This is a genomic window from Rhodococcus sp. IEGM 1302 (genome assembly GCF_030056935.1).
GTDB lineage: Bacteria > Actinomycetota > Actinomycetes > Mycobacteriales > Mycobacteriaceae > Rhodococcus_F > Rhodococcus_F qingshengii.
On the sequence record NZ_JASHKY010000005.1, the window covers coordinates 168,704 to 187,477 of the forward strand.

The following is an 18,774-nucleotide window of genomic DNA, read 5'->3' on the forward strand; positions in this document are numbered from 1 at the left end:
CCAGTTGAATGCACGTACAACAAGCCCTGTCAACCCCTACGCTCGAGCAAGGATGCCCCTGACCTGCATAGTTGATGAGTGGTCGGTTCTTTCACGTGTTAAACTAGTGGAATCGAAAGGGGCACGGGACACATGATTTTCAAGGTCGGAGACACCGTCGTATACCCCCATCACGGTGCGGCGCTGATCGAAGCTATCGAAACCCGCACCATCAAGGGTGAGCAGAAGGAGTACCTGGTTCTGAAGGTCGCTCAAGGCGATCTCACAGTACGGGTTCCTGCAGACAACGCAGAGTACGTCGGAGTTCGTGACGTGGTCGGCCAAGAAGGCCTCGACAAGGTTTTCCAGGTTCTGCGAGCACCGCACACCGAAGAGCCCACCAACTGGTCTCGTCGATACAAGGCAAATCTCGAGAAGCTTGCCTCAGGTGACGTGAACAAGGTTGCAGAAGTTGTTCGTGACCTGTGGCGTCGTGAGCAGGACCGCGGACTTTCCGCTGGTGAGAAGCGCATGCTCGCCAAGGCTCGTCAGATTCTCGTCGGAGAGCTCGCGCTCGCCGAGGGCACTGACACCGAGAAGGCAGAGACCATTCTCGACGAGGTCCTCGCGGCCGCGTCCTGACTGCAACACAACAAAGCTGACAGTGGCAGTAGTAGCCCTGGTACCTGCCGCAGGTCGGGGAGTGCGATTGGGCGAGAAATTGCCCAAGGCATTTGTCGAACTCGGTGGGTGCACCATGCTTGCACGCGCGGTCGATGGACTCCGGAAATCCGGAGCGATCGACCGCGTTGTTGTCATTGTGCCGCCTGAACTGGTCGAATCCGTCGTAGCCGACCTCGGTCGTGCAGCGGACGTCGACGTCGTCGGCGGTGGTGCCGAAAGAACCGATTCGGTTCGAGCCGGCCTCAGCGCTGCCGGCGACGCAGATTTTGTACTCGTGCACGATGCCGCACGGGCATTGACACCGCCGGCGTTGATCGCGCGCGTCGTCGGAACTCTCCGAGCCGGCAGCTCCGCTGTCATCCCGGTACTTCCGGTTACCGACACGATCAAGTCGGTCGACGTACTCGGCGCAGTCACCGGTACGCCTCTGCGTTCGGAGTTGCGTGCGGTTCAAACTCCCCAAGGATTCTCCACCGACGTCCTGCGCAGTGCGTACGACGCCGGTGACGTCGCCGCGACCGACGACGCCGCTCTGGTCGAGCGTCTCGGTGTTTCGGTGCAGACGATTCCCGGCGACGCTCTCGCCTTCAAGATCACCACTCCGCTCGACCTGGTCCTTGCACGGGCGCTCCTGAGCTCGGAGACAGCGTTGAGTGCGGATTCACAGGACGGAAATTAGATGCGCGTCGGTCTCGGCACGGATGTTCATCCCATCGAGGTCGGTCGTCCTTGCTGGATGGCCGGGTTGCTGTTCGAGGAAGCAGACGGGTGCTCGGGCCATTCGGACGGCGATGTCGCCGTCCACGCGCTGTGTGACGCGTTGCTCTCTGCGGCGGGCCTCGGTGACCTCGGTTCGGTTTTCGGCACCGGCAGGCCCGAATGGGACGGCGTGAGCGGCGCTCGAATGCTTGCCGAGGTTCGCCGACTGCTCGAAGAGAACCAGTTCGCCGTCGGCAACGCCGCGGTGCAGGTCATCGGCAACCGTCCGAAGATCGGGCCACGTCGCGACGAGGCACAGAAGGTGCTCTCGGACATTCTCGGCGCGCCTGTTTCGGTGTCCGCGACCACCACGGACGGCCTCGGCTTGACCGGTCGCGGCGAGGGGATCGCCGCCATGGCCACCGCGTTGGTCATGACAACCGAACACGACAGGTAAGATCGCTGGTCGTGACCCTGCGCCTATACGACACCGGTACGCGGGCCCTTCGGGATTTTGTTCCGTTGGCCCCCGGACATGCATCGGTGTACCTGTGTGGGGCGACAGTTCAGGGCGATCCTCACATCGGACACGTTCGTAGCGGCGTCGCTTTCGACGTGCTGCGACGCTGGCTGTTGGCGCACGGCAACGACGTTGCCTTCGTGCGCAACGTGACGGACATCGACGACAAGATTCTCAACAAGGCCGCCGGCGCCGGTCGACCTTGGTGGGAGTGGGCGGCGACGTTCGAGCGGTCGTTCACGTGGGCCTACGACCAACTGGGTGTGCTGCCGCCGTCCATCGAGCCGCGGGCCACCGGTCACGTGACGCAGATGGTCGAGATGATGGAACGCCTGATCGAGAACGGCCACGCGTACGCGGCGGGCGGCGACGTCTACTTCGACGTGCAGAGCTACCCCGAGTACGGCGCACTGTCCGGCCACAAACTCGACGACGTTCATCAGGGCGAGAGTGCGGCCGAGGGCAAGCGCGATCCTCGCGACTTCACCCTCTGGAAGGCCGTCAAGCCCGGTGAGCCCTCGTGGCCGACACCGTGGGGACCCGGCCGTCCGGGCTGGCACCTCGAGTGCTCGGCCATGGCGGAGTTCTATCTCGGGGCGGCATTCGACATCCATTGTGGTGGACGCGATCTCGTCTTCCCGCACCACGAGAACGAAATTGCGCAGGCCAAGTGCGCCGGCGACGATTTCGCTCAGTACTGGTTGCACAACGGCTGGGTCACGATGAGTGGCGAGAAGATGTCCAAGTCGTTGGGCAACGTTCTCTCGGTGCCGAACGTGCTCAAGAAGGTTCGTCCGCAAGAACTTCGGTACTACCTCGGTAGTGCGCACTACCGTTCCAATCTCGAGTACTCGGACGAGGCGTTGGACGAAAGTGCGAAGTCCTACCAGGGGCTCGAGTCGTTCGTCCTGCGCACACACAAGCGTGCGGGCGGCGTCGAACTCGGTACGTGGACCGAAGGTTTCGCGGCGGCTCTCGACAACGACTTGTCGGTGCCGATCGCGTTGGCCGAGATTCACGGCAAGGCGAGCGAGGGTAATTCCGCGCTCGCTGCCGGTGATCTCGACGCGGCTCGGGTGGCTGCCGGCCAGGTGCGGGCCATGCTCGCGATCCTGGGCGTCGACCCACTCGACGAGCATTGGACGCAGTCCGGTGGCGACACCGAGACGGCAATGGAAGCTTTGGACGTGTTGGTGCGGGCCGATCTCGATCGTCGGCAGCAGGCACGTACGGAAAAGAACTGGGCGGTGGCGGACGAGGTCCGCGATCGCCTCATCAAGGCGGGTATCGAAGTAACCGATACTCCCGACGGACCCGAATGGTCCCTTAAGGCAGGGCAGTAACAATGGCTGGAAACTCGAGCAGGCGCGGCGCAGTCCGTAAGGGCGGCACCAAGAAGGGCCAGGTTGCCGGTTCCGGCGGTAAGCACCGTCGCGGTCTCGAAGGGCGTGGCGCTACGCCGCCCGCCGAGGCACGCACCAAGCATCCCGCGGCAAAGCGTGCAGCGCGCGCCGCACGTGCCGACGAGAAGCAGGGCCGCGGTGGCCGTCCGGGTCCGGGCCGCAAGGTTCTCGACGGTCCCGAGACAGTGCTCGGACGCAACCCGGTGGTCGAGTGCCTACGCGCCGGCGTTCCGGCGACTGCACTGTGGGTCGCCGTCGGCACCGAGAGCGACGATCGACTGAAGGAATCCGTTCAGCTCGCTGCGGATGCCGGCATCTCGATCCTCGAGGTCCCCCGCACCGATCTGGATCGCCTCAGCGCCAACGGTCTTCACCAGGGCATCGCCCTGCAGGTTCCGCCGTACCGCTACGCGCACCCGGACGATCTTCTCTCGGAGGCACGCAAGCATGCCGAGCCGCCGCTGCTCGTCGCGCTGGACAACATCACCGATCCCCGCAACCTGGGTGCCGTCGTGCGCTCGGTCGCAGCTTTCGGTGGACACGGCGTCGTGATTCCGGAGCGTCGTAGCGCGAGCGTGAGTGCTGTCGCTTGGCGCACCAGCGCCGGCGCTGCCGCTCGTTTGCCGATTGCTCGGGCAACCAACCTCACCCGCACGCTCAAGGACTGGGCATCGAAGGGTGTTCAGGTCGTCGGTCTCGACGCCGAGGGCGACACCACTCTCGACGATTTCGACGGCAGCGGTCCCGTTGTGATCGTGGTCGGTTCCGAGGGCAAGGGCCTTTCGCGCCTCGTCCGCGAGAACTGCGACGCGATCCTGTCGATTCCGATGGCCGGTCCGGTCGAGTCGCTCAACGCCTCGGTTGCCGCCGGAGTCGTCCTGGCGGACATCGCCCGCAGGCGTCGTAGCAGCTGAGTTGTAACGGCTTTCGGGTGAGTCTGGCGGGGTTCTAGCTCCGTACCGACCAGGCTTCCCACAGTGCAGCGTAGGAACCGTCCGCGCCGATCAGTTCGTCATGTGTCCCGCTCTCGACTACGCGGCCACCGCTCATGACGAGTATGCGATCGGCGCGGACTGCTTGGCTCAGCCGGTGTGCGATCACCACGGCGGTCCGGCCGGTGACTGCGAGCTCGGCTGCCTGATCGAGTAGACCGGCTGCGGTGGTTCCGGCTTCGGCAGTCGCCTCGTCGAGGATGACGACGGGAGGATCGAGCAGAGCCAGTCGGACGAGGGCTATGTGCTGTGCCTGCGCCGCCGTCAACTGGTACCCACCGGCCCCGACCCTGGTCTCGAGTCCGTCCGGAAGTTCATGAATCCATTGAGCTTTCATCGTGTCGACGGCTTCGGCGATCTTCGCATCGTCCGAATCTGGTGCACACAACCGGAGATCGTCGGCGATCGTCCCGACGAACACGTGAACTTCCTGGCTGACGAGGACGACTTCGTGCCGAAGTTCGGCATCACTCAGGTCGTCAATCAGTTTGCCGTCGACGGTGATTCGCCCGTCCCCGACGGGAATGATGCCGGCAATCAGTTTGGCGAGCGTGGTCTTTCCGGCGCCGCTGCTTCCGACGACGGCGATTCGTTCCCCCGGTGCGATCGAGATCGAGATCGAATCGATCACCGGGGTGGAGTTGTCGTACGAGTAGGAAACCCGGTCCACCTCGACGCCGATGGGTTCGGACCGAGCCGAGGCAGGAATGCTCGTGGGCCGCCCGGGCATCGCGGTGACTCCGATCAGGCGAGCCAGGCTGGCACCCGCATCCTGCAATTCGTCGATGTTCGAGAGAAATACCGCGATGGGGCTGAACAGACTGTGGAAGTAGAGGGCGGCGGCGGTAGCGGCCCCGATGGACACCGAGCCTGTGGTCACGAGCCAGTAGCCGACGCTCAGGACGGCGGCCAGTCCGAGCAGTTCGGCGCCGTTGAGTTGGGCGAAGAAGTTGGTGCGCAGGCGAACTACCTGCATGTCGAAGCTGATGGCATGCTCGGAGGTCTCGGCGATTCGGTCGATGTGCTCGTCTGTTCGCCGCAGGGCAGTGACAGTGCCTGCGCCTCCGAGAGTTTCGATGAGCTGTTGTCCCCGCCTGGCCTGCGCAGCGCGAGAGCGTCGGTAGACGGGTCCGGAGCGTCGGAGGAAATGACGAAGAGCGAAATAGTGAATCGGCGCAACGGCAACGATTGCCACGGTGAAGCGCCAATCGATCACTCCCACACCGACAAGCGTCAGTGAAATCATGAACAGGGCAGACACGGTGGCGGGTAGTACTCGCGCGATGACGGTGTTTACCGCTTCGACGTCGCCCGAGACCCGGGAAATCAGATCACCGGTTCCGGCATCCTCGACCAGTGACGACGGCTGCGCGAGGGTGGCGGCGAACACGTCCTCACGAAGATCGGCCAGCACGTTCTGCGCGACGTTCGCCAGAAGCTGTGTGCTCCACCAGGTCAGCGCAACCCCTGCTGCCGCTGCGCCGAGCATGAACGCGGTGATACGCAGGAGTGAGGCAAACGGTTTGCCCTCCGTGACCGCATCGACCATGAGTCCGAGCAGTGCCGGGGTGGACAGGCCGCAGGCCGTAGCAGAGAGAAGCACGACGGTCGTGAGTGCGAGCGCTCGCTTGCGTGGCCGAAGCAGTGCGATCAATGCGCGGACGGTCTGCTTGGTCGACGCGATCGGCAGGGCAGATGCAACCGGAACAGCAGATGCATCCGGAAGGGTATCGGTCACAGCGACTCTCCCTCCCGAACGCCGTGGTCGATCGTGACGACACGGTCACACGAATGGAGCAGGGTCGGGCTCGAGGTGATCACCAGAATGGCCTTGTCGGGGAAGTTTCTCAGCGAGTGTGCAATTCGATGCTCGGTGACAGAGTCCACGGAAGTGGTGGGTTCGTGGAGGACCAGGATCGGCTGGGGTTGATGGAGAGCGCGGGCGAGGAGAAGGCGTTGGCGTTGACCTCCGGAGAGTTTCTTTCCTTGCTCGCCTACCTCGGAGAGGTGGCCGTCGGGCAGATGCGTCAACACGTCGTCGAGCGCAGATGACGTCATTGCCGACGAGTCGACGTTCGGTGCAGCCAGATTGTCGAAGACGGTGCCGGTGAACACGGTTCCTTCATGGGCGGAGACGAACACCTGATCACGAACTCCGTCCGGGCCGAGGTCGGTTGCATCGGTGCCGAATACGAAGTAAGAGTCGGGGGCGAGCGGGGTCTGATAGGCGAGTTGTCGTGCCAGTCGGTCGGCGGAATCGTCAGCGCGCACGCCCACCACTTCTCCGCGTCGAGCTGAGACGACAGTTCCGTTGTCCGCCGAAATCAATAGGGCGTCTCCACTTCTGGCAGGTTCGGTCGTGGCCGTGGCGGCCAGCGATTCGATCAGGTGTGGCTCGGCCAACAGTTCGGAAAGTCTGCGCGCGGAACCTCGCTTGGCAGCGAGTTCGGCACCGAAGAACCCCAGCGTTTCCATCGGACCGGCAATCACTCTGCTCAAGCCGACAACGGTGACGAAGTTGCCCACGGTGATCGTGCCTTGATGCGCCATCCACGCGGCTCCAAGCGCAACCGAAGCCAGCACCAACGCGGAGACCCCGGAATTGAGCGCGGTCAGGCTGGACATTGCTCTGACCGTCCGGATCGCTGCCTTCATCGACTCCCGGCTCGCGTTGACGTATCGCGACAGGGCGGTGGGTTCAGCCCCGAAACCCTTCAGTACCCGCAGTCCCAGCGTGAAATCCGTTGCAAGCATGCCTGCCTCGGCTGCCTTCTTCTGCTCTGCATACACGCGCTCGTCCAACGGACCGCTGATCTTGTGGATGAATATGAGCTGCGCAGCGGTGATGAGTACGACGATCAGTGCGAGCGGCCACGAGACGAAGGCAAGCGAAATCACTGCCGCGGCGAGCCCCGCAAATGCCGAGCCCTGTTCGGCGACAACCCAGGAGAAGCCCGAGACGTGTGAGGCATCCGAGGTAGAGATGGTGAGAACCTCACCGGTCGAACGCTGAGCTTTCATCCCCCTGGCATCGAGTATTCGTCTGGCAGCATTCAGTCGTAGGTCGTGTTCGCCGTAGACGAAGACCTGCGTGTTCAGGCGAACTGCGATGCGCCACGACAGAGCGAGTCCCACGAACAGAGCACACAGCACCGCAAGCCACACGAGAAGTGCTGTGCTGTCGGACTTTCCGATTGCCCGGTCGACGACGGTGCCGATCAGCACCGGGATGAGGGCTTGAGCTACCTGATACGACGCCTGCCCGGTGACGGCTGCAACCAGTCGCGGGCCGCGTCCGGCGGAGAATGATCCGACTCGGATCATCTCCATCGGACCGGAACGAGTTTCGGGCAGCGCTGACACTCGTGAAACTCCTCGCCCAGATCTGAACACTCGTTGTGCAGTTCTACGGTAAAGCCGGTGCGAGTGCGGAAAGTGCTCGCAGATGCCAAGGGCTACGCGGCAGCGGACAGATGGAGTATCGACACCCCATTACCGGGATCGGGTCTCGATATACCTGGCTGGTCGAAACAAAGTACGTTTGCGAAGAGAGCTGACAGAAGATGAAGAGCACTACCCGAATAGTGGCTGCGTTGGCCGCGATTGCCCTGCTCGCAGGCTGCCAGAGCAGCACCGAGTCAACAGCGTCGGAGGGCACGACGCAGTTGGCCGAGGCCGGCGCGCTGCCGGTCACCGTTGATCACGCGTACGGGTCGACCACCATCGAGACCGAACCTCAGCGGATCGTGACGATCGGCTGGAACAGCCAGGATTCGGTCCTCGCACTGGGCAAGACACCCGTCGCCATGGAGTCGTTCAGTGGGGCAGGCTTGGAGAACGGCATCCTGCCGTGGGACGAAGAATTGTTGGGCGATGTCGAACCCACGTTGCTCGACAGCGCGTCCGGTGTGCCGTTCGAGCAGATCCTGGCGTTGGAGCCGGACGTGATCATCGCAGTGGTCTCGGGAATCACCGAAGACGACTATGCACGTCTTTCCCAGATCGCACCCACCATTCCGTTCAAGGAGACCGCATGGGCGACCACGTGGCAGGAACAGTTGTCGACCATCGGATCAGTACTCGGCCAACCGAAGCGGGCTGCCGAGCTGATCGAGGAAACTGACGATTCCATAGCCGACCTGGCTGCCGGATCCCCGAATCTGAACGGGAAAACCTTGACCTTCCTCTCGGGAAACATCGACGGCCTCACCAATTACTGCGCTGACGACGGCCGAGTCATCCTGATGTCCCAGCTCGGACTGAAGCAGTCGGCCGGAAGCGCAGAGCTGTGCGGCGACACCCAGGGGTCGGTGACTGCATCGCGCGAACAGTACAACGAACTGGACGCGGACGTGATCGTGCTCAACGACGCGAGTGGGCAGGGGCTCCCCGGATTGATGGGGGACAAGTTGTTTGCCGACCTGCCGGCAGTCAAGGACGGCAGGCTGATTCAGCAGCTCGGTCTGGCACGAGTGATGGCCTTGGCTTCACCCACGTCGCTGAGCGTCAAATATGCTTTCGCGGAACTGGTCTCGAAGATGAACGGGTTCTGACCCGCTGATGAAACTGACCAGCTAGGCCGACAACTCGCACGCGTCCGAGTAGTAGTTCTTCGGTGTGCGTCCGGTGACCTTGCGGAACACGCTGGTGAAGGCGCTGGGGGTTTCGTATCCGACGCGACGGCTTACCGTCGAAACAGGAACGCCCGCAGCGAGATAGGACATCGCAGCGCGGACGCGAACTTGAATTCGCCACTCGGTGAAGGACATCCCCGTGCCTTGAGAGAACACACGGCTCAGGGTGCGGGGGCTTCCGCCGACCACATAGGCCCAATCGGCAAGCCCGCGTTGATCGGCGGGGTCGGCGATCAAGCGGCGTGCAACGGCGAGGGCCCGGGGATCGGCGGGCATCGGCACTGCGACATCAGCCGCCTCGATGGGCGCGAGCGTGTCGAAGACTACGGATTCGGCGCGCAAGCGAGCCTCGGTAGGCATATTTCGCTGGTGCAGATGGATGAGCATCGTCTTGACGACGTCGTCGATGCCGATGATCGCGGGTTTTGTCCACGGGTGGGGGAACGACTCGGGCCGGAAATAGGTGAAACGAGCCTCGGTGGATGCGCCGAGCGTGATGCGCCGTGGAGTTCCAGCCGGAATCCACATGCCGACCGTCGGTGGTATCTGCCAACGAACGTCGTCGATGTACGCGCTCATCTCGCCGGAAGCGCCCCAGAGGAGTTCGTGTTCGGGATGGCGGATCTCACGCCACGCGCGCTTCTGATCACGCCCGATGGTGGACGTCGTCATCGAGAAGGGGAGCGGAACGTACCGGCCTGCCGGCACAGCCCAGTACGGAAATCCTGTGGAACTCATCGGTGGATCATACCGCGAATGACTTAGGTAATGCTTTCCTATTTGGTTCTTTGATGCAGGCGCGACGGAGTGTGATCGCCACAAAAGATCGAGGGTGGCACCGAGTCCGAAGACTCGATGCCACCCTCGAACACATTCCCCGACGGAGTGTTTACAGGTGGAGCAGGCGGAGCGAGTGAATCAGCTGCCGTTGGCCAGGACACCGCTGATGATGTCGGAGATGAAGCCGGCCGGGTTGTCGAGGATGGAGGATCCGGCCGAACCGGTTCCGCCCTCGCCGTCAGAAGAGCCGAAGCCCAGATCTGCCGAGCCCGATGCGGCCGCCTCGCCGGGGTTCTTGGCGCGGATCTTGGCGTAGACGCCGCTGATGTTCTGTTCGGTATTGAACGTCGAGATACCGATCGAGCTCGACATTTCCTGGTACGAGCCGATCGGTGCATCGTCGGCGACGAGGTACTGCGCCTCGATCGTCACGGTCTTGCTTCCGGTGGGTGAGATCAGCCAGCCGGTGCTGGGCACATTCACGGTTCGGGCGGCAGTGTCAACCGAAGGCGTGACGGATTCGGTCTTCTGACCGCCGATCAAGTGCCACGCGTTGACCGTTGCCGTGCCCTGGATGTACTTGAACGTGGCGGGGTAGCGGTCGACGAACTGGTCGACGTAACGCTCGGGGTGGCCTGTTGTGGAGATGACCGTGCGCACGGTGACTTTGCCGCCGGGTGCAACTTCGCCGTCGCCCACGATGCTCTTGGTGATTCGGACGTTGGAGGAGTTGACCGTTGCCGCGGACGGGTGGGTGGCATCGGCGCTCGCGGTGCCTGCGGTCATCACGAGTCCGCTGGTGGCAAGTGCAGCGATTGCGATTCCGGTGAGTGTTTTGCGCATTGAAAAACGTGACATGAAATTCTCCGTTCGAGGGGTTCACGCTGACGGCGATGGGATGACTCTTCAAAGGTTGCGCCGCGGTAACCATTGAAACCTATCGGACGCTTGCCTATGTATCAGTTCGGCAGAATTTACGGAAAAGTCCGAATTGAGAGGACTTTTTCGGTGTCGATTGCCTGCCGTTAACTGATTGTCGACTATTTCGACGAAAAGCTGGTCGAATGTCCAGGTCGACTGTATCGTACTTCGAGAGTCGGGTTGCAACAAGTTCCAGTAATCAATGAATTCGGTTGTCCTGGAACCACACAGAGTGGAGATTGTTCGTGGCAAAGTTTGGATCCAGGAATCGTAGTCTGTCCACCGTTGGAGCTGGTTTGGGGGTGATTGCTCTTGCTGTGGGCGCAAGCGCGCTGGGTGCGGGAGTCGCGACTGCCGAGACAGCAACTTCCGGTGCCTACACATTTACTCGCACCGTGGACAATGCGTCGCCGAAGATCGGTGACACGATCACCTACACGACAGTGTCGAAGAAGAGCGGAATCGACGGGTATATCAGCAGGTTCACCGAGACGCATGCCGCATGCTTGACCTTTGTCCCGGGCTCGGCGAAGGTCACGAAGTTTCACGTTGGCGGGACGATGACCGAAACCACTGAAACGCCGGAACTGACAGCCACGACGCTCGAGGTGACCAGTGCCGGCTGGATCAACAACGGCAGCAAACCGGTGACCATGAAGACCAGCTACACGGTTACTGCTTCGTGTGCGCCGGGAACCGTGTACGGAAGTGGATTGGCGGTAGGTGCCACGGTGATGGGCAACGGATTCCAGTCGAGTGCGAATTTCGCCAACTTGGGCCCGTCCATCACTGTCCGCGCCGCGGATGTGGTCGATCCGGTTGACCCGGTCGATCCCGTTGATCCGGTTGATCCCACTGGCCCCGGAACCGGTGGCGGAATCGGATCGCTCGGCTCGTTGAGTGGTGGCCTCGGTTCCCTCAGCGGCCTGTTCGGTTCGAGCTAGGCGAGAGTTGTGAAACGGCGGGCCGAGACTGTCGTAGTCTCGGCCCGCCGCGGTTGTTCGGAGATCGGGTATTCAAACCATCAGGTGCTCAGCCGAATTCGATCGAGGTGTTGATTTCTTCCACCTGGTTGGAGGTCTGCATGTTCGTCGTGTCGGTGAACTGGTTTGCAAAGCTGACCAGGTAGACCGGCGAGTTGTCGTCGGCTTGGTAAGCGACGACCGTCATGACGGCGTAGAGCGGAACGTCCAGGTTTGGGGCGGTCCAGGTTCCGGAGAGGCGGAAACCCTGCTGTCCGTCGACGTCGATCTCGGTGTACTTCACCTCGGTCCACCCGTCGAGAGTGGCGATCGTTTCACGCGCAGCGGCAAGAACCTCGTCTTTTGTTGCGGTGCCCTGGTTTTCGACCGTCACCGTGGTGTTCGGCATGAAACCGCTGGGTTCCTGGCTGTTGCTGGACAACGCGTCCGTAACGCCGGCAGGGATGTTCTCGCCGTGAGTCCAGCTCGGCGGGAGGCTGACGCTGATGCTCGGCGCTTCGGGGTCGTCGCCGGTTTCGATCGTCGTCCGCTCACCGATGAACGGTGTTCCGTCCCGTAAAGTCGGCGTCGCGGCAGCGGCAGACGGTGAGGATGCAGAGCTTTCGGAAGCGGTGGTCTCACTGGTGTTGGTATCACTGGAGACGGCGTCGCCGCTTTCCGAACTGCTGCATCCGGACAAGACGAGTGCAGCAGTGATCAGTGACGCTATTCCGAGAGCAAGTGTGCTGCTCTTAGGGCTCATAGTGTGACAGTCCTTCAGGTTCTGGCGACGGCCGAGCGCCGCCGGCAGCATTGCTGGCGCGGCTGAGACTATCAGCGCTACGACGGCCGAGTAGTGGCCTTGAAGGTAATGGTGCTGCCGGGCCGCAGCTGTGCCAGCGACGCAATCCCGGCGTCGGAAACGACGGCGATGACCGGGTATCCGCCGGTCACGGGATGGTCGGCGAGGAACACGACGGGCTGGCCGCCTGGTGGCACCTGGATGGATCCCGTCACGACGCCTTCGCTCGGCAATTCCTCGGTGCGTGAGCGATGCAAAGGCCCTTGGCCCTGTAACCGGACCCCGACTCGGTTGGTGTGTTCGGTGACTTTCCACGTGGTGTGAAGGAGCGCGTGAACGGATGCGGCGGTGAACCAGGAATTTCGGGGGCCGAGCGTGATCTCGATCGGAACTGCGCCGAGTGCAGATGCCGGCGGTGGAATCAACTCTTCGGTGGGCCACGTCCCTTCCTCGGCCCCGAGGAGGACTAGATCGCCGGCGGCGAGCGGCGGCGGTCCGAGTCCGGAGAGCGTGTCGGTGGATCTGCTTCCGAGTACCTGCGGGACGTCGACGCCACCGCGTGCAGAGATATACGTTCTCAACCCGGTTGTGCTGTAACCCAATTCGAGAATGCTGCCACCACCCAGATGGATGCTCGCGTAGTCAGGTGCCGGCCGTCCGTCGACGGCCAGCGGCACCCGCGCGCCTGTCGCTGCCACCGTCATCGAACCGACGGCCCGCATAGCGAAACCGCCAGCGGTGACTTCGATGGTTGCTGCTCGAAAAGTGTTGCCTACGAGTCTGTTGGCGCTGTCGTGCGAGATCATGTCGACGGCGCCGGATCTTCCGACCCCGAGGGCGCCGTAGCCTCTCCGCCCGCGGTCCTGAACTGTGGCGAGCGGGCCGGTACGCACAACCTCGAGCCAGGCCATGAATCCATTGTCCCGCAACAGCGCGGTGAAGACACCAAAATCATGCTTGCACCAAAATCATGCACGGACAAAGGTGACTGTGGTGCCGGGTAGAAGCAGCGCCGGCGGGCGGCGCTCGGCATCCCACACCGACAGTTCAGTCGTTCCGATCAACTGCCAGCCGCCTGGGGAACTACGCGGGTAGACGCCCGAGAACGGTCCGGCCAACCCGACTGCACCGGCCGGGACCTGCCTGCGCGGGTCCGATCGACGTGGAACTTCGAGCTTTCTCTCGTTGCTGGTCAGATACGCGAAGCCGGGGGCGAAACCGATGAACGCGACGGTCCACGACGCAGCCGTGTGAGCGTCGATCACACCGTCGACCCCGAGGCCGGTCAGCTTGCCCACCTCTACGAGATCGGGGCCGTCGTAGCGGACCGGAATCTCGACAGCAGACCCGCTCTCGTCTGCTGTGAGTTCGATCGGTACGGCCCCACGTACCCATTTCTCCACCAGTTGGTGCGCGGTGATCGTGTTGTCGTACTCGATCAAGATGGTTCGCGCCGCGGGAATCAGGTCGATCACTCCGGGGATCCGACTGGCGTCGAGAGCCCTGAAGTTGCCCAGCACACTCGGCAGTTCGTCGTACTCGACGAGGACTGCGGATTCACCGGCGGGCAGGATCGCGATCATGTGAACGGCGTGATCTCGACGTCGGAAGATTCGAGGAGAGCGCGGATTGCCACGGCCATGTCGACGGCTGCCGGACTGTCACCGTGCACGCACACCGATGCGGCAGCGACTTTCAACGTGCTCCCGTCGACTGCGTCCAACTCGCCGTCGACGACCATTCGCCGAACCCGTTCTGCAACAAGCGTCGGGTCGTGCAGAACGGCGCCCGACTCGGTGCGGGGGACCAAGGTGCCTTCCGCCGTGTACGCACGATCGGCAAAAGCCTCGGCGACCACGTCGAGACCGGCTTCGCGCGCCTCTTCCAGGAACACCGAACCCGGTAGTCCGAGAACAGGTAGCGAACTGTCGTAGGCAACGACGGCGGCGACCACTGCCCGCGCCTGCCGTCGGTGATGGACTATTGCGTTGTAAAGCGCGCCGTGGGGTTTGACGTACGTGACCCGCGATCCGGCGACACGGGCCAAACCGTCGAGTGCCCCTATTTGATAAATGACGTCGGCGGTGAGGTCTTTCGGGGACATGTCGATGAAGCGTCGGCCGAAACCGGCGAGGTCTCGGTAACCCACCTGCGCGCCGATCCGCACGCCGCGGGTGGCTGCGGATTCGCAAGTCGCCAACAGCGTTGTCGGGTCGCCGGCATGGAATCCGCAGGCGATGTTCGCGCTGGTGACAAGTTCGAGCATGGCGTCGTCGTCGCCCAGGGTCCAGGCTCCGAAGCCCTCGCCGAGGTCGCTGTTCAGATCAACGCTGTAGCCCATACCTCGATTCTAGGTAGGTATGGGCTCTCGGTGTTCAGGCGTGCGCCGGAATCCGTCCGGCATTCTTGCGACGTGCGGATCCGAAGAGTCGGCATATCAGGTAGATCACGAACGAGACCGAGGTGACGAAACTCGAGACGGGAACGCCGGGGGCCAGCGAGAGAAGGATGCCGCCGACGGCTGCCAGTTCGGCGAACACGACGGAGAGGATCGTGGCCTTGAGTGGGCTTGCCGTGACGTACGCGGCGGCCGCTGCGGGGGTGATCAGCAGCGACATCACCAGCAGAGCACCGACGATCTGTACGCCGAGTGCTGCGGTGATGCCGACCAACACTGCGAACACGATCGACAGTGCCCGAACCGGAACACCGCGAGCTGCAGCAACTTCGGGGTCGGTGCTTGCGAACAGCAAAGGGCGGTAGATGAATCCGAGTGTGCCGATCACGATGACCGCGCACAGCAGCAGAAGTTCGAGACCACTGTTTCCCGGCGCCACGATCTGTCCGACCAACAACGAGAAGCTGGTTCCCGTGCGACCGTCGTACGCCCAGAGGAACAACACCGACAGGCCGAGACCGAAAGCCATGATCACGCCGATCACCGAATCTCGGTCGCGCGCTTTGGCTCCGAGCAGTCCGAACAGCACTGCCGCGACCACGGATCCGACGATGGCACCGAAGCCGACGCCCACACCGACGAGAAGTGCGGCGGATGCGCCCGTCAGTGACAGCTCACTCGTTCCGTGCACCGAGAACGACATCTGACGGCTCACGATCAGCGGCCCGATGATGCCGGCCAACAATCCGAGGATGGCACCGGCAATCAACGCCTGTTGGACGAAGTCGTACTGCAGTAGGTCGACGGTGGCGGACACGTCGAACATCCGCGACATCGCGTCGGTGAACTTGTTACTCACTGGTGGTGATCCTCATCAGAATGGTGAACGCCTTCTCCCGGGCGTAGTCCGCCTGCGCTGCCGAGCGCGTCGATGGCGTCGCCGGTGCCGATCACGACGAGGCGGCCACGAACCTGCAACACTTCGACGTCGGTGTTGTACAGATCCGAGAGAACTTCGGACGTCATCACTTCGGCCGGCGTCCCGATCCGGAATTTGCCGTCCACCAGGTAGAGCACTCGATCCACCAACGGCAGGATCGGATTGATCTCGTGCGTCACGAACAGCACCGCGGTGTCATGGCTGCGCCGCCGCTTGTCGATCAGCGTCGAGACCAGGTGCTGATTGGCGAGGTCGAGGCTGAGCAGCGGCTCGTCGCACAACAGGATCCGCGGGTCGCCGACCAAAGCCTGTGCGATCCGTAGTCGCTGCTGCTCACCGCCGGACATGGAACCGATGGGAGCGTCGGCGAACGACTGGGCGCTGACCTGTGCGATGGCGTCGTCGACGATCTTGCGGCGACGACCCCGACGCAGTAGGCCCGTACCCCACTGGTGACCGTCGACGCCGAGGCCGACCAGGTCGCGGCCGCGGAGCGGGAGGCCGTCGTCGATCGATTTCTGCTGCGGGATGTACCCGACGTGTGAGTTCCCGGCCCGTGCCGGCGTGCCGACGATCTGTGCACTACCGCCGCTGAGTTGTAGTTGGCCCAGCAGAATCTTCAGGAGCGAGGTCTTGCCCGACCCGTTCGGCCCGAGTACGGCGATGAACTCACCTGGCTGTACCTCGAGATCGAGCCCGTCCCATAATGTGCGGGCGCCGAAGGACAATCGAGCGTCCTTCAGCGTCACAGCGGGCACGGAGGCCTCTGAAGGCGCGGTGTTACCAGAAGGCACGGTGTTACCAGGGGGCACAGGAGTATTCGCGGAAGTTTCTGTCACAAGCCGATCGGTTCTTCTCGGAAATGGTGGGGCAAATAATTACTGGGCAGAGAGGGCGTTTGCGAGCGACTCCGCGGTCTGCGTCTGCCACTGAATGTAGTCCAGGCCCTCGGGGAGAGTCTCCGTAACCTCGACGACGGGCACTCCGGCGGTTTCGGCTGTGGTGCGCATGTCCTGGGTCACTTTGTCCTGCGTCTGGATGTTGTAGACCAGTGCGCGGGCCTGCTTCTCCGAGAGGAGTTGGCGGGTTGCGGCGATTGCGGCCGGTGACGGATCGTTGCCGTCTTCGATGGCGCTGGTGAACTCCTCGGGAGTTGCGTCCTTCAGTTCAGCTGCGACCAGGAGGTAGTGCGCGATCGGCTCGGTCTGAGCCACCGGTGCGCCCGCGTGGGCAGCGGCGATGGAATCGGTGATCGCTGTGACGCCGGCGAGCTTCTGGCTGTATGCCTTCGCGTTGTCCTCGTAGGTCGCCGCGTTGTCCGGATCGAGAGCGCTCAGCTGATCGGCCACCGAATGTGCGACGGCGTCGACGGTCGGGATGTCGAACCAGACGTGTTCGTTGACTGCGCCGTGGGTGTGACCGTCATGCGATTCGCCCGCGGTTTCGCCGGCGTGGATGCCGCCGTCGAGCAGGTTGTAGGCGTTGACCGTCTTCTGCTCGCCCTTGCCTGCGTCGAGGACGTCGGTGATGAACTGGTCGTAGCCGCCACCGTTGTAGACGACGAGCGATGCGTCGGTGATCTTGGCGGCATCGGCGGGAGTCGCCTCGAACGAGTGCGGGTCCGCGGACGGCTCGTTGATGATCGACGTCACGGTCAGCTTGTCGCCGGCGACGGCCTGCGCGACGTCGCCCCACACGTTCGTCGATGCGACGACGGTGATGCCGTCGTCCTTCGAGGAGGTTGAGCTGCACGCGGTGAGCGCGAATGCTGCGGCGACCGAGACGGCCGCGAGGGCGGTGGCGGTGCGGAATTTCGACGACGAACGCACGTGCTTTTCTCCTGAACAAAGGCTGGGCTAAATGCTATTGGAAACCGTTACCGTTACACATTAGCGCATAGTCGCTGGTAGTTCACCTTCGGTTCAGCCCCAACGCGCCGTCTGCGGGCACTACGGCTAACGTCCGTTTATGCCCCGGTCCCGTCAGCCACGCCGTCAAGCCACTTTGGCGTCGCTTGCCGCCGAGCTCAATGTGTCGAGAACTACAGTCTCGAACGCGTACAACCGACCCGATCAGCTCTCCGTCGAGCTGCGGGATCGAGTGCTCCAAGCGGCCAAGCGACGCGGATACCCCGGACCTGATCCGGTCGCCCGCTCCTTGCGAACTCGCAAAGCCGGTGCCGTCGGTCTTCTGCTCACCGAAGCACTCAGTTATTCGTTCCGTGACCCGGCCGCCATGAGCTTCCTTGCCGGTCTCTCGGAATCGTGTGAGGACGCCGGCCAGGGCTTGCTGCTCATCCCGGCCGGGCCCGGCCGCGACGAGGTGGATGCTGCAGCCGTGGTCCAGCAGGCGGGCGTCGACGGCTTTGTCGTCTACTCCGTGGCCGACGACGATCCGTATCTTGCTGCCGTGCTCGAGCGTCACATTCCGATCGTCGTCTGCGACCAGCCGCGCGAGATTCCCGGTGCATCCCTCGTGGGCATCGACGACCGCGCTGCCATGCGCAAGGTCGCCGATTACCTCATCGGGCTCGGCCACCGCGACATCGGCGTGCTCTGCATGAGGCTGGGGCGCGACCGGATGGACGGCGTGGTCAGCCAGGAACGACTCAAGTCCCCGCACTTCCACGTCCAGCGCGAGCGGATCGAAGGAGTGCGCGACGCGATGGTGGCGTCCGACATGGACCCACTCTCACTCACGGTGATCGAGCGGTACGTCCACACATCGCAGTCCGGGCACTCGGCGGCGGCGGAAGCTCTCGCGACCAACCCCGAGATCACCGCACTGGTCTGCACCACCGACGTGCTGGCTCTCGGCGCCTTGGACTGGGCGCGCTGGCAGGGCATCGATGTACCTGGCCAACTGTCGATCACCGGATTCGACGGCGTCGACGAGGCGCTGCGCGAATCACTGACAACGGTGCGCCAGCCCCAGGAAGAGAAGGGCCGGCGCGCCGGTGCGCTCCTGATGTCGCCGTCCGGATCCGGCGTTCCGATAGTCGAGATGCTCGACACTGAACTACTGGCCGGGCGAACATCAGGTCGGATCAAGGGGTAGCGC

19 protein-coding genes are annotated in these 18,774 nt (G+C 63.1%); 8 read left to right on the forward strand and 11 right to left on the reverse strand.

Annotated features, from left to right (window positions below):
• Nucleotides 1–132: 132 nt before the first annotated feature.
• Genes carD through rlmB form a run of 5 tightly spaced genes read left to right on the forward strand, consistent with a single transcriptional unit; the run spans nt 133 to nt 4,199 of the window.
• Nucleotides 133–621 carry an RNA polymerase-binding transcription factor CarD gene (gene carD, locus QM609_RS11670; protein WP_003945666.1) on the forward strand — a complete coding sequence of 163 codons (489 nt, stop codon included), beginning with the start codon at nt 133–135 and terminating at the stop codon, nt 619–621.
• A gap of 22 nt (nt 622–643) precedes the next feature.
• A complete protein-coding gene (ispD, locus tag QM609_RS11675; RefSeq protein WP_039972758.1) occupies nt 644–1,342 on the forward strand; it encodes a 2-C-methyl-D-erythritol 4-phosphate cytidylyltransferase in 699 nt (232 codons plus the stop codon).
• The gene (gene ispF, locus QM609_RS11680) at nt 1,343–1,819 is read left to right on the forward strand and encodes a 2-C-methyl-D-erythritol 2,4-cyclodiphosphate synthase (protein WP_047269647.1); all 477 of its coding nucleotides are present in this window, start codon (nt 1,343–1,345) and stop codon (nt 1,817–1,819) included. It begins immediately after the preceding gene.
• Between the two features lie 11 nt (nt 1,820–1,830).
• Entirely contained in the window at nt 1,831–3,225 is a 1,395-nt protein-coding gene (cysS, locus tag QM609_RS11685; RefSeq protein ID WP_003945830.1) for a cysteine--tRNA ligase, read from the forward strand.
• Between the two features lie 2 nt (nt 3,226–3,227).
• Nucleotides 3,228–4,199, forward strand: coding sequence for a 23S rRNA (guanosine(2251)-2'-O)-methyltransferase RlmB (gene rlmB, locus QM609_RS11690; RefSeq protein WP_003945749.1), 972 nt, complete (start codon nt 3,228–3,230; stop codon nt 4,197–4,199).
• 34 nt (nt 4,200–4,233) lie between these two features.
• On the opposite strand, the gene QM609_RS11695 is transcribed toward rlmB, so the two are convergent.
• Nucleotides 4,234–6,015, reverse strand: a complete 1,782-nt coding sequence (locus QM609_RS11695; RefSeq protein ID WP_076948565.1) for an ABC transporter ATP-binding protein — start codon at nt 6,013–6,015, stop codon at nt 4,234–4,236.
• Nucleotides 6,012–7,640, reverse strand: a complete 1,629-nt coding sequence (locus QM609_RS11700) for an ABC transporter transmembrane domain-containing protein (RefSeq protein ID WP_050656962.1) — start codon at nt 7,638–7,640, stop codon at nt 6,012–6,014. The genes QM609_RS11695 and QM609_RS11700 overlap by 4 nt, the downstream gene beginning before the upstream one ends.
• A gap of 200 nt (nt 7,641–7,840) precedes the next feature.
• On the opposite strand from QM609_RS11700, the gene QM609_RS11705 reads away from it, so the two are divergent.
• On the forward strand, nt 7,841–8,830 hold the full coding sequence (locus tag QM609_RS11705) for an iron-siderophore ABC transporter substrate-binding protein (protein WP_076948567.1): 990 nt from the start codon (nt 7,841–7,843) through the stop codon (nt 8,828–8,830).
• A 21-nt stretch (nt 8,831–8,851) separates the two neighbouring features.
• Here QM609_RS11705 and QM609_RS11710 read toward each other — a convergent pair whose 3' ends face one another.
• Nucleotides 8,852–9,649: a helix-turn-helix domain-containing protein gene (locus tag QM609_RS11710; protein WP_031332820.1), complete on the reverse strand. Its 798-nt coding sequence runs from the start codon at nt 9,647–9,649 to the stop codon at nt 8,852–8,854.
• Between the two features lie 180 nt (nt 9,650–9,829).
• Nucleotides 9,830–10,549, reverse strand: coding sequence for a hypothetical protein (locus QM609_RS11715; protein WP_003945935.1), 720 nt, complete (start codon nt 10,547–10,549; stop codon nt 9,830–9,832).
• 365 nt (nt 10,550–10,914) lie between these two features.
• Here QM609_RS11715 and QM609_RS11720 point away from each other — a divergent pair, with 365 nt between their 5' ends.
• On the forward strand, nt 10,915–11,556 hold the full coding sequence (locus tag QM609_RS11720) for a hypothetical protein (RefSeq protein ID WP_047269642.1): 642 nt from the start codon (nt 10,915–10,917) through the stop codon (nt 11,554–11,556).
• 88 nt (nt 11,557–11,644) lie between these two features.
• On the opposite strand, the gene QM609_RS11725 is transcribed toward QM609_RS11720, so the two are convergent.
• From QM609_RS11725 to QM609_RS11755, 7 genes are all read right to left on the reverse strand, one after another.
• A complete protein-coding gene (locus QM609_RS11725; protein ID WP_039973380.1) occupies nt 11,645–12,337 on the reverse strand; it encodes an LpqN/LpqT family lipoprotein in 693 nt (230 codons plus the stop codon).
• A gap of 77 nt (nt 12,338–12,414) precedes the next feature.
• Entirely contained in the window at nt 12,415–13,287 is an 873-nt protein-coding gene (locus tag QM609_RS11730) for a 5-oxoprolinase subunit C family protein (protein WP_065456158.1), read from the reverse strand.
• A 57-nt stretch (nt 13,288–13,344) separates the two neighbouring features.
• Nucleotides 13,345–13,959 carry a 5-oxoprolinase subunit PxpB gene (gene pxpB / locus QM609_RS11735; protein WP_080961071.1) on the reverse strand — a complete coding sequence of 205 codons (615 nt, stop codon included), beginning with the start codon at nt 13,957–13,959 and terminating at the stop codon, nt 13,345–13,347.
• On the reverse strand, nt 13,956–14,717 hold the full coding sequence (locus QM609_RS11740; protein ID WP_047269640.1) for a LamB/YcsF family protein: 762 nt from the start codon (nt 14,715–14,717) through the stop codon (nt 13,956–13,958). Before QM609_RS11740 ends, pxpB begins: the two co-directional genes overlap by 4 nt.
• Nucleotides 14,718–14,751: 34 nt before the next feature.
• The gene (locus QM609_RS11745; RefSeq protein ID WP_003945811.1) at nt 14,752–15,633 is read right to left on the reverse strand and encodes a metal ABC transporter permease; all 882 of its coding nucleotides are present in this window, start codon (nt 15,631–15,633) and stop codon (nt 14,752–14,754) included.
• Nucleotides 15,630–16,472 (reverse strand): metal ABC transporter ATP-binding protein, encoded by an 843-nt coding sequence (locus QM609_RS11750; protein ID WP_020723636.1) that lies wholly within the window; start codon nt 16,470–16,472, stop codon nt 15,630–15,632. The genes QM609_RS11745 and QM609_RS11750 overlap by 4 nt, the downstream gene beginning before the upstream one ends.
• Before the next feature lie 120 nt (nt 16,473–16,592).
• Complete coding sequence (locus tag QM609_RS11755) at nt 16,593–17,543, reverse strand: metal ABC transporter solute-binding protein, Zn/Mn family (RefSeq protein ID WP_042920537.1); 951 nt, start codon at nt 17,541–17,543, stop codon at nt 16,593–16,595.
• Between the two features lie 139 nt (nt 17,544–17,682).
• On the opposite strand from QM609_RS11755, the gene QM609_RS11760 reads away from it, so the two are divergent.
• Nucleotides 17,683–18,771 carry a LacI family DNA-binding transcriptional regulator gene (locus QM609_RS11760; RefSeq protein ID WP_007733995.1) on the forward strand — a complete coding sequence of 363 codons (1,089 nt, stop codon included), beginning with the start codon at nt 17,683–17,685 and terminating at the stop codon, nt 18,769–18,771.
• The last annotated feature ends 3 nt before the right edge of the window (nt 18,772–18,774 follow it).

Excerpts from the sequence above, each read along its gene's own strand:
- ispF (WP_047269647.1), top strand. The coding sequence starts at position 1,343 with ATGCGCGTCGGTCTCGGCACGGATGTTCATCCCATCGAGGTCGGTCGT.
- rlmB (WP_003945749.1), top strand. The coding sequence starts at position 3,228 with ATGGCTGGAAACTCGAGCAGGCGCGGCGCAGTCCGTAAGGGCGGCACC.
- QM609_RS11725 (WP_039973380.1), bottom strand. The coding sequence starts at position 12,337 with ATGAGCCCTAAGAGCAGCACACTTGCTCTCGGAATAGCGTCACTGATC.
- QM609_RS11760 (WP_007733995.1), top strand. The coding sequence starts at position 17,683 with ATGCCCCGGTCCCGTCAGCCACGCCGTCAAGCCACTTTGGCGTCGCTT.
- QM609_RS11740 (WP_047269640.1), bottom strand. The coding sequence starts at position 14,717 with ATGGGCTACAGCGTTGATCTGAACAGCGACCTCGGCGAGGGCTTCGGA.
- QM609_RS11730 (WP_065456158.1), bottom strand. The coding sequence starts at position 13,287 with ATGGCCTGGCTCGAGGTTGTGCGTACCGGCCCGCTCGCCACAGTTCAG.
- QM609_RS11705 (WP_076948567.1), top strand. The coding sequence starts at position 7,841 with ATGAAGAGCACTACCCGAATAGTGGCTGCGTTGGCCGCGATTGCCCTG.
- QM609_RS11710 (WP_031332820.1), bottom strand. The coding sequence starts at position 9,649 with ATGAGTTCCACAGGATTTCCGTACTGGGCTGTGCCGGCAGGCCGGTAC.
- QM609_RS11715 (WP_003945935.1), bottom strand. The coding sequence starts at position 10,549 with ATGTCACGTTTTTCAATGCGCAAAACACTCACCGGAATCGCAATCGCT.
- pxpB (WP_080961071.1), bottom strand. The coding sequence starts at position 13,959 with ATGATCGCGATCCTGCCCGCCGGTGAATCCGCAGTCCTCGTCGAGTAC.
- carD (WP_003945666.1), top strand. The coding sequence starts at position 133 with ATGATTTTCAAGGTCGGAGACACCGTCGTATACCCCCATCACGGTGCG.